The sequence below is a fragment of the Duganella rhizosphaerae genome (genome assembly GCF_040364205.1).
Classification (GTDB): domain Bacteria; phylum Pseudomonadota; class Gammaproteobacteria; order Burkholderiales; family Burkholderiaceae_D; genus Rugamonas; species Rugamonas rhizosphaerae.
This window is the reverse complement of the sequence record NZ_BPWK01000005.1, coordinates 82,036-95,704: the sequence shown is the minus strand read 5'-3', so window position 1 is coordinate 95,704 and position 13,669 is coordinate 82,036. Positions and strand designations below refer to the sequence as shown.

At 59.6% G+C, this 13,669-nt stretch carries 9 protein-coding genes and 4 tRNA genes; 12 read left to right on the top strand and 1 reads right to left on the bottom strand.

The window, feature by feature from the left end:
- Positions 1-168: 168 nt before the first annotated feature.
- Positions 169-1,011, bottom strand: coding sequence for a squalene synthase HpnC (hpnC, locus tag RUGAMON1_RS12800; RefSeq protein ID WP_445230861.1), 843 nt, complete (start codon positions 1,009-1,011; stop codon positions 169-171).
- Positions 1,012-1,167: 156 nt separating this feature from the next.
- Here hpnC and RUGAMON1_RS12795 point away from each other — a divergent pair, with 156 nt between their 5' ends.
- From RUGAMON1_RS12795 to RUGAMON1_RS12740, 12 genes are all read left to right on the top strand, one after another.
- Positions 1,168-2,304, top strand: a complete 1,137-nt coding sequence (locus tag RUGAMON1_RS12795) for an efflux RND transporter periplasmic adaptor subunit (protein WP_445230860.1) — start codon at positions 1,168-1,170, stop codon at positions 2,302-2,304.
- Complete coding sequence (locus RUGAMON1_RS12790) at positions 2,301-5,399, top strand: efflux RND transporter permease subunit (RefSeq protein ID WP_445230859.1); 3,099 nt, start codon at positions 2,301-2,303, stop codon at positions 5,397-5,399. The genes RUGAMON1_RS12795 and RUGAMON1_RS12790 overlap by 4 nt, the downstream gene beginning before the upstream one ends.
- Before the next feature lie 209 nt (positions 5,400-5,608).
- A tRNA-Leu gene (locus RUGAMON1_RS12785) sits at positions 5,609-5,695 on the top strand.
- A gap of 32 nt (positions 5,696-5,727) precedes the next feature.
- Positions 5,728-7,068, top strand: a complete 1,341-nt coding sequence (gene tig, locus RUGAMON1_RS12780) for a trigger factor (protein ID WP_445230858.1) — start codon at positions 5,728-5,730, stop codon at positions 7,066-7,068.
- Positions 7,069-7,157: 89 nt separating this feature from the next.
- On the top strand, positions 7,158-7,775 hold the full coding sequence (gene clpP, locus RUGAMON1_RS12775; RefSeq protein WP_020703301.1) for an ATP-dependent Clp endopeptidase proteolytic subunit ClpP: 618 nt from the start codon (positions 7,158-7,160) through the stop codon (positions 7,773-7,775).
- Between the two features lie 173 nt (positions 7,776-7,948).
- A complete protein-coding gene (clpX, locus tag RUGAMON1_RS12770; protein ID WP_008448338.1) occupies positions 7,949-9,217 on the top strand; it encodes an ATP-dependent Clp protease ATP-binding subunit ClpX in 1,269 nt (422 codons plus the stop codon).
- A gap of 283 nt (positions 9,218-9,500) precedes the next feature.
- Positions 9,501-11,912, top strand: a complete 2,412-nt coding sequence (gene lon, locus RUGAMON1_RS12765) for an endopeptidase La (RefSeq protein WP_445230857.1) — start codon at positions 9,501-9,503, stop codon at positions 11,910-11,912.
- Between the two features lie 213 nt (positions 11,913-12,125).
- Positions 12,126-12,398 (top strand): HU family DNA-binding protein, encoded by a 273-nt coding sequence (locus RUGAMON1_RS12760; RefSeq protein WP_020703299.1) that lies wholly within the window; start codon positions 12,126-12,128, stop codon positions 12,396-12,398.
- Between the two features lie 48 nt (positions 12,399-12,446).
- A tRNA-Val gene (locus tag RUGAMON1_RS12755) sits at positions 12,447-12,522 on the top strand.
- 50 nt (positions 12,523-12,572) lie between these two features.
- A tRNA-Asp gene (locus RUGAMON1_RS12750) sits at positions 12,573-12,649 on the top strand.
- 25 nt (positions 12,650-12,674) lie between these two features.
- Positions 12,675-12,751 (top strand) — tRNA-Asp (locus tag RUGAMON1_RS12745).
- A gap of 238 nt (positions 12,752-12,989) precedes the next feature.
- Positions 12,990-13,580 carry a PEP-CTERM sorting domain-containing protein gene (locus tag RUGAMON1_RS12740; RefSeq protein WP_445230856.1) on the top strand — a complete coding sequence of 197 codons (591 nt, stop codon included), beginning with the start codon at positions 12,990-12,992 and terminating at the stop codon, positions 13,578-13,580.
- Positions 13,581-13,669 lie beyond the last annotated feature (89 nt).

The window sequence follows — 13,669 nt, the reverse complement described above, 5'->3', positions numbered from 1 at the left end:
CGCCCAATTCCACCACTTTCGATGTTGCCATATCCGGTCGCGAGGACCGATCTTCTGTCTGCATGATTCCACCTCTCCATTTGCCGCCAAGGTAGCATGGAGATGGGAAATTGTGCAGAGGCAACGATTTAATCGTGTGCGGCTATTTCTGCTGTTGAGTCGGCCCCCTCAGGCGGTCTTGAACACCGCCTTCATCTGCTTTTTCATGCGGACGGCGGCCCAGAAGATGCCCAGCCAATCGCGTTTGGCCAGCTTGGGGCGGTGCAGGAAGACGTCGTATTCGGCCGCCTCGATGGCATCGAGGATGCGCAGGCCGCCTTGCACCACCATGCGCAGCTCGAAACCGATGCGGCCGTCCAGGCGCAAGGCCAGCGGCGCGCCGCTCAGCATCAGCGCGCGGGCGCGGTCCACCTCAAACTTCATCATCGAGCGCCAGCGCGGCCGGGCGCTGGCGTGGTCGAGCGCGGCCGGCGAGATCGCGTAGCGGTTCAAGTCCTCCAATGGGAGGTAAATGCGCTCTTTATGGATGTCGATCGCCACATCTTGCAGGAAGTTGATCAGTTGCAGCGCCGTGCAGATGGCGTCGGAATCGCGGATGTTTTCCTCGTCGGCCTGGCCGTACAGGTGCAGCATCAGGAAGCCGACCGGATTGGCCGAGCGGGCGCAATAGTCCAGCAGCGCGTCGTAGGTCGCGTAGCGGCTCACCAGCACATCCTGCTTGAAGGCCGACAGCAGTTCGTACAGCGGTTTGAGCGGCAGCGCGTATTCGCGGATCACCTGCGCCAGCCGTTCGAACATCGGTTCATGGCCCGTGCCGCCCGCCTCGATGTGCGCCAGCGCCGCCTCGTAGGCGTTCAGCGCGGCCAGCCGCTGTTCCGGCGTGGCGTCGCCCTCGTCGGCCAGGTCGTCGGCGCTGCGGGCGAAGGCGTAGATCGCTTCCACCGCCGGCCGCAAGCGGCGTGGCAGTAAAAATGATGCAACAGGGAAATTTTCGTAGTGTTCTACCGGCATAAATTGTATTGCTAAAAAGCATAGTTAAAATTAATGACGCAAAAGTCATTTGCAAACGGATACGCTCGGCATATAATAAATTAACGGAAAGTCATTAATTTCCGAGCCGTAATAGTAGTGCCATCTACAGTCCAGAGCAAGCTAAAGGAATACACCGTGGTCGCCTTTAAAAATCAGCGTCAGATTTACCCCCTCATACTGAGCGTTTTAACCGCCGCCGTCCTGGCCGGTTGCTCCAAGCCCGCCGAGAAAACCGAAGACATCCGCCCGGTGCGCGCCATCGTGCTCGCCAGCAGCGATGTCGACGTCAACGCCGAGTTTTCCGGCGAGGTGCGCGCTCGCGTGGAATCGCGGCTGGCCTTCCGCGTCGGCGGCAAGATCGTCACCCGCAAGGTCGATGTCGGCACCCTGGTCAAGCATGGCCAGGTGCTGATGCAGCTCGATCCGCAGGATTTGCAGCTGTCGCAGGCCCAGGCGCTGGCCGGCCTGCGCGCCGCCGAGACCAACCGCGACCTGGCCAAGGCCGAACTCAAGCGCTATCAGGAACTGCGCAGCAAGAACTTCGTCAGCCAGGCCGTGCTGGACGCCAAGGATTCCACCTACAAGGCGGCGCAAGCCAATGTGGACGCCTCGCAGGCGGCTTATCGCGGCCAGTCCAACCAAGCGGGCTACGCCAGCCTGGTGTCCGATGTGGACGGCGTGGTGACAGCGGTCGACGCCGAAGTCGGCCAGGTGGTGCAGCCGGGCACGCCGGTGGTGCGCGTGGCCAAACAGGGCGAGAAGGAAATCGTCATCGGCCTGCCGGAAGACAAGGTCGAGACCTTGCGCCGCGTGCCGGACGTGCAGGTGCGCCTGTGGGCCGATCCGAAAAACGCGGTGGCCGGCAAGATCCGCGAAATTTCGCCGGTGGCCGATCCGTCCACCCGTACCTACACCGTCAAGGTCTCGATTCCGGACTCGCTGGCCGAAGCCAAGCTGGGCATGACCGCCGTGGTGCAGTTCGCCTCCAAGACGGCCACGCCGCAGATCAAGGTGCCGCTGACGGCGCTGTACTATGAAAAATCGGCCTCGTCGGTGTGGGTGGTCGAGGGCGGCGTCGTCAAGCTGGTGCCGGTGACCATCGCCGGCGCGGCCGGCAACGATATCGTGCTGGGCAGCGGCGTCAAGGTCGGCCAGACGGTGGTCACGGCCGGCGTCAACCTGCTCAAACCGGGCCAGAAGGTCAAGATCCTCGGTAACGACCTGCCGGCGACTTCGGCCCCGGCTCCGGTCGTGGCGGGGACCGCCAAATGATGGGCGGCTTCAATCTCTCACGCTGGGCGCTGGAACACATCCCGCTGACGCGCTACCTGATCGCGGTGCTGCTGATAGGCGGCATGCTCAGCTATTCCAACCTGGGCCAGGATGAAGATCCGCCGTTCACCTTCCGCGCGATGGTGGTGCGGGCCAACTGGCCGGGCGCGACCTCGCTGCAAATGGCCGAGCAGGTCACCGACAAGCTGGAGAAGAAGCTGCAGGAGACGCCGGATATCGACGAGATCAGCAGCTACTCCAAGCCGGGCGAGACCACCATCATCCTGAAGTTGCGCGAATCGGCGCCGCCCAAGGAAGTGGCGCAATCGTGGTACCAGGTGCGCAAGAAGATCGGCGACATCCGCGGCACCTTGCCGCCGGGCGTGCAGGGACCGTTCTTCAACGATGAGTTCGGCGATACCTACGGTTCCATCTTCGCGCTGTCGGGCGACGGCTTCACCTATGCCGAGATGAAGGACTACGCCGACTTCGTGCGTCAGCAGCTGCTGGGCGTGCCGCTGGTGTCCAAGGTCGAGCTGTTCGGCGTGCAGGACGAGAAGATCAACATCGAGTTCTCGCACAAGAAGTTCGCCCAGCTGGGCATACCGATCGAAGCGATCGCCAACCAGATCGCCACCCAGAACACGGTGGAGGCGACCGGCGTGCTGGTCACGCCGACCGACAACCTGCAGGTGCGCGTGACCGGCGCGCTAAAGACCGTCAAGGACCTGGAAGAGCTGGAGCTGCGCGCCAACGGCACCACCTTCCGCCTGGGCGACTTCGCGACCATCAAGCGCCTGTACCAGGATCCGCCGGGTAACAAGATGCGCTTCAACGGCAAGGAAGTGATTGGCCTGGGCGTGTCGATGGAAAAGGGCGGCAACATCATCCAGCTCGGCAAGCACATGGAGAAGACCGTCGCCGCGATGAAGGCCAAGCTGCCGGTCGGTATCGAGCTGGAGCGCGTCTCCGACCAGCCCGAAGCGGTCAAGGCCTCGGTGGGCGAGTTCGTCCACACGCTGATCGAAGCGGTGCTGATCGTGCTGGCCGTCAGCTTCGTCGCGCTGGGCTTGCATACCAAGCCCAAGCTGCGCCTGGACGTGCGTCCCGGCCTGGTGGTGGCGCTGACCATACCGCTGGTGCTGTCGGTGACCTTCCTGTGCATGCGCATGCTGGACATCGACCTGCACAAGATTTCGCTGGGGGCGCTGATCATCGCGCTGGGCCTGCTGGTGGACGACGCCATCATCGCCGTTGAAATGATGGTGCGCAAGATGGAGGAGGGCATGTCGCGCTTCGACGCCGCCACCTTCGCCTACACCTCGACCGCGATCCCGATGCTGACCGGCACCCTGATCACGGTGGCGGGCTTCCTGCCGATCGGCTTGGCCAAGTCGGCGGCCGGCGAATACACCTTCTCGCTGTTCTCGGTCAACGCGCTGGCGCTGGTGATTTCGTGGGTGGTGGCGGTGGTGTTCACGCCCTACATCGGCTACGTGCTGCTGAAGGTCAAACCGCATGCCGACGGCGGCAGCGAGCACGACCTGTTCGACACGCCGGGCTTCCGCAGGTTCCGCGCGGTGGTCAACTGGTGCGTCGAGTACCGCAAGACCACCATCGTTGCGACCTTGGTGGTGTTCGCGCTGGGCGTGTACGGCTTCAAGTTCATCGAGAAGCAGTTCTTCCCGGATTCCAGCCGTCCCGAGCTGATGGTCGAGCTGTGGACGCCGGAAGGCACGACCTTCACCGCCAACGAGGCGCAGGTGAAGAAGTTCGAAGCCTTCATCCGCAAGCAGGAAGGCGTGGTCAGCGTGACCAGCTATGTCGGCACCGGTTCGCCGCGCTTCTACCTGCCGCTGGACCAGATCTTCCCGCAGACTAACGTGTCGCAGATCGTCGTGCTGCCGAAGGACCTGAAGGCCCGCAGCGCGCTGCGCGACAAGATCGTTGACATCTTCAAGCACGATTTCCCGGAAGTGCGCGGCCGCGTCAAGCTGCTGCCGAACGGGCCGCCGGTGCCGTACCCGGTGCAGTTCCGCGTGACCGGCGGCGAAGTGGACAAGGTGCGCGCCATCGCCGACCAGGTCAAGGACATCATGCGTGGCAACCCGAACACGCTGGGCGTCAACGACAACTGGAATGAATCGATCAAGGTGCTGCGTCTCGACCTGGACCAGGACAAGATGCGCGCGCTGGGCGTGACGTCGCAGACCGTGATGCGGGCGGCGAACACCATCCTGTCCGGCACCACCATCGGCCAGTTCCGCGAGGACATCAAGCTGGTCGACATCCAGATCCGCCAGCCGATCGAGGAGCGCAACACCATCTCGATCCTGAACGATACGAATATCCCGACCGCCAGCGGCAAGTCGGTGCCGATCAGCCAGCTGGCGCGCGCGCACTTCGTGTGGGAGCCGGGCGTGGTGTGGCGGGAAGGGCGCGAATGGGCGATCACCGTGCAGTCCGACGTGGCCGACAACATCCAGGGGCCGACCGTCTCCGGCCAGATCGAGCCCAAGCTGAAGCAGCTGCGCGACAACCTGCCGGCCGGCTATGCCATCACCGTCAAGGGCGCGGCGGCCGACAGCGGCACTGCGGAAGCGTCGATCGCGGCCAACCTGCCGCTGGCGATCTTCATCATCTTCACCTTGCTGATGCTGCAACTGCACAGCTTCTCGCGGGCGCTGCTGGTGTTCCTGACCGGCCCGCTGGGCGTGGCGGGTGCGGCGATGGCGCTGCTGGTGCTGGGCCGTCCGCTGGGCTTCGTGGCCAACCTGGGCATCATCGCGCTGTTCGGCATGATCATCCGTAACTCGGTGATCCTGGTCGACCAGATCGAGCAGGACATCAAGGCCGGCCACGATCCGTGGACGGCGATCGTCGAATCGGCGGTGCGCCGTTGTCGCCCCATCATCCTGACGGCCGCCGCGGCGGCGCTGGCGATGATCCCGTTGTCGCGCTCGGTATTCTGGGGACCGATGGCGGTGGCCATCATGGGCGGTCTGATATTAGCAACAGCCTTAACCTTATTATTCCTGCCAGCCTTGTATGCGGCGTGGTTCCGCGTGAAGAAACCCGTTAAAAGCGGGGTCTGACCCCTCGGGGTCAGACCCCAAAGCGGGTCGTTGTGCGGGGTAAATGCGTAAAAATCAGCGGAATGTTGGCGACATATTAAAAATCGTCACATTTCGCTGAAAAACCCGTTAAAATACCGCGTTGAAGTTGAAAGCTCTCGCAGAGTTCAGCGGGAATAGGGCGACCGTTTTCACTTACGGGTCGCCCTTTGCTTTTGTGCAAACATGCCGCGAGGATGGCGAAATTGGTAGACGCACCAGGTTTAGGTCCTGACGCCAGCAATGGTGTGGGGGTTCGAGTCCCCCTCCTCGCACCAACTGTATTACTATTTTTTTGGACGATTTTTACATGGCAACTGCAGTCGAAACCTTAGGCAAACTCGAACGTCGTATCACGATCTCCTTCCCGCTGACCGAGGTCCGCGCTGAAGTTGAGAAGCGTCTGAAAGTGCAAGCCAAATCGGCTAAGGCACCAGGCTTCCGTCCGGGTAAAGTTCCTATGAAAATGGTCGCAGCACAATACGGTTATCAGATCGAGACCGAAGTGCTGAACGATAAAGTTGGCCGTGCCTTCAACGACGCCGCCAATTCCGCCGAACTGCGCGTAGCAGGCTACCCACGCATCGAACCTAAGGAGCAGGCGCCAGAAGGCGTGCTGGCCTTCGACGCCACCTTCGAAATCTACCCGGAAGTCGTCGTTGGCGACCTGACCACCGTGGAAATCGAAACCGTCAAGGCTGACGTGTCGGAAACCGAAATCGACAAAACCATCGAAATCCTGCGCAAACAGCGCGTGCATTTCCACACCAAGGGTGAAGCCGGCGAACACGGCGACGGCGGCGCAGCCATTGCAGCCAACGGCGACCGCGTGACCGTGGACTTCGTCGGCTCGATCGACGGCGTTGAATTCCCGGGCGGCAAAGCTGAAGACTACGCTTTCGTGCTGGGCGAAGGCCGCATGCTGCCGGAATTCGAAGCAGCCACCGTCGGCCTGAAAGTCGGCGAAGCCAAGACCTTCCCACTGGCTTTCCCAGAGGACTACCATGGTAAAGACGTTGCCGGCAAAACCGCATCGTTCACCATCACCCTGAAGAAACTGGAATGGGCGCACCTGCCGGAAGTTGACGCAGAATTCGCCAAGTCGCTGGGCGTGGCCGATGGCGACGTTGCTAAAATGCGCGAAGACATCAAAGTCAACCTGGAACGCGAAGTTGCCGGCCGTGTCAAAGCCCGCAACAAAGAAGCCGTGATGGATGCGCTGGTGAAAACCGCCACCCTGGACGTGCCACAAGCGCTGATCGCTCAAGACACCGAGCGCCTGGCCGAAATGACCCGCCAGGACATGGCGCAGCGCGGCATGAACGTCAAGGACATCCCGTTCCCACCAGAACTGTTCGCGGAAAAAGCCGAGCGTCGCGTACGCCTGGGCCTGATCCTGTCGCAACTGGTCGGCGAGAACAAGCTGCAAGCCCAGCCTGAACAGGTCAAGGCGCAAGTCGAAGACTTCGCACAGAGCTACGAAGACCCACGCGAAGTGCTGAAGTACTACTACAGCGATCGTCGTCGTCTGGCTGAAGTCGAAGCCCTTGTATTGGAAGAAAACGTCGTCAACTACGTCCTGGGCCTGTCGAAAACTTCGTCCAAGGTCGTGGCCTTCGACGAACTGATGGGAAGCAACGCACAAGCGTAATCCAGTTCTGGGCCGGATGATGTAAAGAATTGATGTAAGATTCGAATCTCCGGCCTCTAGCTGCTTCACAAGGAAATGGAATGACTGGTATGAACCGTAATCCGGCGCTGGACACTGAAATGCTCGGCCTGGTGCCGATGGTGGTCGAACAAAGCGGCCGCGGCGAACGCTCCTATGACATTTACTCGCGCCTGCTGAAGGAACGCGTAATCTTCATGGTCGGCCCCGTCAACGACCAGATGGCGAACCTGATCGTCGCCCAGTTGCTGTTCCTCGAGAGCGAAAATCCGGACAAGGATATCTCGCTGTACATCAACTCCCCAGGCGGCTCGGTGTCGGCCGGTCTGGCGATCTTCGATACGATGCAGTTCATCAAGCCTGACGTGTCGACGCTGTGCACCGGCATGGCCGCCTCGATGGGCGCCTTCCTGCTGGCGGCCGGCGCCAAGGGCAAGCGTTTCTCGCTGCCGAACTCGCGCATCATGATCCACCAGCCGTCCGGCGGCTCGCAGGGCATGGCTTCGGATATCGAAATCCAGGCCAAGGAAATCCTGTATCTGCGCCACCGTCTGAACTCGATCATGGCTGAACGCACGGGTCAAACCGTCGAGCAGATCGCCAAAGACACCGATCGTGATCGTTTCATGTCGGCGGAAGAGGCTGTAGAGTACGGTTTGATCGACAAAATGTTGTCCAACCGGGCTTGATGCTTCCTTCGCAGCATTGCTAAAAAAACGCCCGGGCGATTAATCGTTCGGGCGTTTCGTTTTTATTTCGGGTAGCATGTAGTCATGGGCGGGCTTTTCCAGACGCCAATTCAGTCGATTACCTGCTTCCTGGCAACAGCTAAGCCATTCTGTAACCCAAAGAAAACTGCCCCATGTCAGACAAAAAATCCTCCAGCGGCGAAAAATTACTGTACTGCTCGTTTTGCGGCAAGAGCCAGCACGAGGTAAAGAAACTTATCGCCGGCCCATCGGTCTTCATCTGCGACGAATGCATTGACCTGTGCAATGACATCATCCGCGATGAAACCTCGGCCATCGAGTCGGTCACGGGCGCCAAGTCGGACCTGCCGACCCCGCATGAAATCAAGGACTTGCTGGACCAGTACGTCATTGGCCAGCAAACGGCCAAGCGCATCCTGTCGGTGGCGGTGTACAACCACTACAAGCGCCTCAAGCACCTGGGCAAGAAAGACGACATCGAACTGGCCAAGAGCAACATCTTGCTGGTCGGTCCTACCGGTTCGGGCAAGACCCTGCTGGCCCAGACCCTGGCCCGCATGCTGAACGTGCCGTTCGTCATCGCCGACGCCACCACGCTGACCGAAGCCGGTTATGTGGGCGAGGACGTCGAGAATATCATCCAGAAGTTGTTGCAGAGCTGCAACTACGATGTGGAAAAAGCCCAACGCGGCATCGTCTACATCGATGAGATCGACAAGATCTCGCGCAAATCGGACAATCCGTCGATCACCCGCGACGTCTCGGGCGAGGGTGTGCAACAGGCGCTGCTGAAACTGATCGAAGGCACGATGGCGTCGGTGCCGCCACAAGGCGGCCGCAAGCATCCTAACCAGGATTTCGTGCAGATCGACACCACCAACATCATGTTCATCTGCGGCGGCGCCTTCGACGGCCTGGCCAAGGTCATTTCCAACCGTTCGGAAAAATCCGGCATCGGTTTCTCGGCCAGCGTGAAGAGCAAGAAGGAGCGCAGCGCCAGCGACGTGTTGCTGGAAGCGGAACCGGAAGATCTGATCAAGTTCGGCCTGATTCCCGAGCTGGTGGGCCGCCTGCCGGTGGTCGCCACGCTGTCGGAGCTGACCGAAGAAGCGCTGATCCAGATCCTGGTCGAGCCGAAGAACGCGCTGGTCAAGCAGTACGCCAAGCTGCTGGACATGGAAGGCGCCGAACTGGAGATCCGTCCGGCCGCGCTGCATGCCATCGCCAAGAAAGCGCTGGCCCGCAAGACCGGCGCGCGCGGCCTGCGTTCGATCCTGGAGCACGCGCTGCTCGATACGATGTACGAGCTGCCTAATGAAACCAATGTCACTAAAGTGGTTATCGATGAAAATACGATCACAAGTGGCGCTAAACCTTTATTGATCTACCAAGATCAGGCCAAAGCGTCTGGTGAGAATTAAATAACTTGTGCACACTTGCCGCACTCAGCAGAAAAATTCATTTCGCATCCGTGGGGCAAGGCGGTACAATTTAAATCAATAAAAGAATGCAGGCTTCATTCGGAAAGCCACTCGTGACAGCATCGTTTGTCACGCGTGGCTTTTTTATTTGACGCGTTTTTTTAGAACATGATTGGCTTCTTTGAAAATACTCTTTTTTAGGAGAATTATTTCTTGTAGGTCGGTCTTGTGATTCGGCGGAACAGCGCCCACATCATAATCACGCTTTCACATAAGGTACGCCATGACAACTTCCAAATTAACTGAGCAAACTCAACTGCCGTTATTGCCGCTGCGGGACGTTGTAGTTTTCCCGCATATGGTGATACCGCTGTTCGTAGGGCGCCCAAAATCGATCAAGGCGCTGGAAGCCGCTATGGAGCAGGGCAAGAGCATCATGCTTGCCGCGCAAAAAGCCGCTGCCAAGGACGAACCTTCTGCTTCCGATATCTACGAGATCGGCTGCGTGGCCAATATTCTGCAAATGCTGAAACTGCCGGACGGCACCGTCAAGGTGCTGGTCGAGGGCGCTCAGCGCGCACGCATCAACCGCATCACCGATGCGCCGACGCACTTCATCGCCGATCTGACGCCGCTCGATTCCGAGCTGGGCGACGATTCGGAGATCGAAGCGATGCGCCGCGCCATCGTTCAGCAGTTCGACCAGTACGTCAAACTGAACAAAAAGATCCCGCCTGAGATTCTCGCTTCGCTGTCGGGCATCGACGACGCCGGCCGCCTGGCCGACACCGTCGCCGCGCACCTGCCGCTGAAGCTTGAGCAGAAACAGGTGATCCTGGAGATCTTCAGCGTGGCCAAGCGCCTGGAGCACCTGCTGGGCCAGCTGGAAGGCGAACTCGATATTCTGCAAGTCGAGAAGCGCATCCGTGGCCGCGTCAAGCGCCAGATGGAAAAGTCGCAGCGCGAGTACTACCTGAACGAGCAAGTCAAAGCCATCCAGAAGGAACTGGGCGAGGGCGAGGACGGCGCCGATCTGGATGAGCTGGAGAAAAAAGTCGCGCTGGCCAAGATGCCGAAAGAGGCATTGGACAAAGCCACCGCCGAACTGAAAAAACTCAAGCTGATGTCGCCGATGTCGGCCGAAGCCACCGTCGTGCGCAACTACATCGACACGCTGGTCAGCTTGCCGTGGAAGAAAAAATCCAAGGTCAACAACGACCTGTCGAACGCCGAGAAAGTGCTGGAAGGCGATCACTACGGCCTGGACAAGGTCAAAGAACGCATTCTGGAATACCTCGCGGTGCAACAGCGCGTCGACAAGCTGAAAGCGCCTATCCTGTGCTTCGTCGGTCCTCCGGGCGTGGGTAAGACCTCGCTGGGCCAGTCCATCGCCCGCGCCACGAACCGCAAGTTCGTGCGCATGGCGCTGGGCGGCGTGCGCGACGAAGCCGAGATCCGCGGCCACCGCCGTACCTACATCGGTTCGATGCCGGGCAAGGTGCTGCAATCGCTGGCCAAGGTCGGCGTGCGCAATCCGCTGTTCCTGCTGGATGAGATCGACAAGATGGGCGCGGACTTCCGTGGCGATCCGTCGTCGGCCCTGCTGGAGGTGCTCGATCCCGAGCAGAACCACACCTTCTCCGACCACTACATCGAAGTCGATTTCGACCTGTCCGATGTGATGTTCGTGGCGACGTCGAACTCGTACAACATCCCGCCGGCGCTGCTGGACCGCATGGAAGTGATTCGCCTGTCCGGTTACACGGAAGACGAGAAGACCAGCATCGCCCAGCGCTACCTGCTGCCTAAACAGATCAAGAACAACGGTCTGAAGGAAGACGAGATTTCGGTGGCCGAGTCGGCGCTGCGCGACATCATCCGCTACTACACCCGCGAAGCCGGCGTCCGTTCGCTGGAACGCGAAGTGTCGAAGATCTGCCGCAAGGTCGTCAAGATGCTGTTGTTGAAGAAGACCGAGAAGAAGGTCGCCGTCACCAACAAGAACCTGGACAAGTTCCTGGGCGTGCGTCGCTACGACTTCGGCGTGGCCGAGAAGGAAAACCAGATCGGCCAGGTCGTGGGTCTGGCATGGACCGAAGTGGGCGGCGATCTGCTGACCATCGAAGCCGTGCAGATGCCGGGCAAGGGCGGTGTGATCCGCACCGGCACCCTGGGCGACGTGATGAAGGAGTCGATCGAGGCAGCCCGCACCGTGGTGCGCAGCCGCGCCAATCGTTTGGGCATCAAGAACGAAGTGTTCGAGAAGAGCGACATCCACATCCACGTGCCGGAAGGCGCAACGCCGAAAGACGGTCCTTCGGCCGGCGCGGCGATGACGGTGGCGATGGTGTCGGTATTCACCGGCATTCCGGTCCGCGCCGACGTGGCGATGACGGGCGAGATCACGCTGCGCGGCGAAGTACTGCCGATCGGCGGCCTGAAAGAGAAGCTGCTGGCGGCCCAGCGCGGCGGCATCAAGACCGTGCTGATCCCTGAGCAGAACGTCAAGGACCTGGCCGACATCCCGGACAATGTCAAAAACAAACTGGAAATCGTGCCGGTGCGTTGGATCGACAAAGTGCTGGAAATCGCGCTGGAACGCATGCCGGTGGCGTTGACGGAGACGGTTCCGGTGGAAGCCGTGGCCGCCGCGGCCGCCAAGGCCGACGGCCAAACGGAAGTGGTAAAACATTAACTTTTACTAGTGTTTAGTAACTGCTGATGCACAAACAGGCGCTTTTATAGCGCCTGTTTGTTATTTGACCCCATTTTTCTATGGTGCAGCGCTTGACACAGGGGCGGGCTGGCTTGTTTAATACGGCCTGAGATTTTTCTCGGCCTGGCAACGGTATTCAAATACCGTTATCTGCGGGCTAAAACGATATAACCTTTGTGACGGGGAATTGCTTTGAATAAGACTGAATTGATCGACCATATTGCTACTACCGCTGATATCTCGAAAGCGGCTGCTGCACGCGCACTCGACGCGGTGATCGACGGTGTAACCACCACCCTGCAAAAGAACGACAGCGTCACCCTGGTCGGCTTTGGTACCTTCTCCGTGAGCGAACGCGCTGCCCGTACCGGCCGCAATCCGCGCACCAAAGAAGAGATCATCATCGAAGCGGCTAAAGTTCCTAAATTTAAAGCTGGTAAAGCTTTGAAAGATGCTGTAAACTAACGGACTTCAGTGAGCAGCAAGCTGTAAAGTTGCTCACTAAGGCAAAACGGGCGGTTAGCTCAGTTGGTAGAGCGGAGCCCTTACAAGGCTTAGGTCGGGAGTTCGAGCCTCTCACCGCCCACCAGTTTTGCAGGTTGTAAAGTGTAGTAAATAAGCAGTACCCAGTGTTTTGTTGGAGCGGTAGTTCAGTTGGTTAGAATACCGGCCTGTCACGCCGGGGGTCGCGGGTTCGAGTCCCGTCCGCTCCGCCAACAAAATGCTAATGAGTTTGACCAAGGAGCGGTAGTTCAGTTGGTTAGAATACCGGCCTGTCACGCCGGGGGTCGCGGGTTCGAGTCCCGTCCGCTCCGCCAAGAACAAGATACCCCGCAGCTATTATTAGCTGCGGGGTTTTTCTTTTTTAGGCCAGTATTAATTCAATTCCCCTTTCTTGAATTTCTCCCTTTGTAATCAATATCCGCTTTGGAAACAAATATTTACTGGTGGTATCGTGCGCGGACACCTGGCTCGTCGATAGTAAGATGCACCCTTGTAGTACTGAAACTATTTTAATTTCGTTATTCGATGAATAATTTTCCAAGGGGATACACTATGGTCTTTAAGAAATTCGTTATTGCTGCAGCGTTGCTGTGCGCGTCGGCGGCCCAGGCGGCGCCGGTTTTTGCCGATAATTTTGACACCGATACGTTGGCGCTGAACGCCACCGTCTTCAATAGCGGCTGGGCTGTCGCCGGCGGCACCGTGGACGTCATCGGCGCGCCAGGCTTCTTCGATTTGCTGCCGGGCAACGGCCGCTATGTCGACCTGGATGGCTCGACCGGCCGCGCCGGTCTGCTGTTCAACTCGGTCGCACTGACCTCCGGTGTTACCTACAAGCTGTCGTTCGACCTGGCCGGCAACAACCGCGGCGCGGGCAACGACACCGTTGAAGTTGGCTTCGGTAGCGGCAGCCAGGTTTTCACCCGTTCGGCCGCCGACGGTTTCCAGACCTTCAGCCTGACCTACACCGCCAGCAGCAACGGCCTGGTGGGCTTCAGCTTCGCGGACCAGGGTCGCGACAACCAGGGCGCCTTGCTGGATAACGTGACGATCACCGCCGTGCCGGAGCCGGAAACCTACGGCATGCTGCTGGGTGGCCTGGCCCTGTTGGGCGTGGTCGCGCGCCGTCGCCGCCAGGGCTGATTGCCGGCCTTGTAACACCAAGCCCGCCTCGGCGGGCTTTTTGTTGTCCGGTGTGGCGGCGTGACTGTTTTGCCAATGATTTACTCTTG

Coding starts and splice junctions, on each gene's coding strand:
- lon (WP_445230857.1), top strand. CDS start 9,501: ATGACAACTTCCAAATTAACTGAGCAAACTCAACTGCCGTTATTGCCG.
- clpX (WP_008448338.1), top strand. CDS start 7,949: ATGTCAGACAAAAAATCCTCCAGCGGCGAAAAATTACTGTACTGCTCG.
- clpP (WP_020703301.1), top strand. CDS start 7,158: ATGAACCGTAATCCGGCGCTGGACACTGAAATGCTCGGCCTGGTGCCG.
- hpnC (WP_445230861.1), bottom strand. CDS start 1,011: ATGCCGGTAGAACACTACGAAAATTTCCCTGTTGCATCATTTTTACTG.
- RUGAMON1_RS12740 (WP_445230856.1), top strand. CDS start 12,990: ATGGTCTTTAAGAAATTCGTTATTGCTGCAGCGTTGCTGTGCGCGTCG.
- RUGAMON1_RS12790 (WP_445230859.1), top strand. CDS start 2,301: ATGATGGGCGGCTTCAATCTCTCACGCTGGGCGCTGGAACACATCCCG.
- tig (WP_445230858.1), top strand. CDS start 5,728: ATGGCAACTGCAGTCGAAACCTTAGGCAAACTCGAACGTCGTATCACG.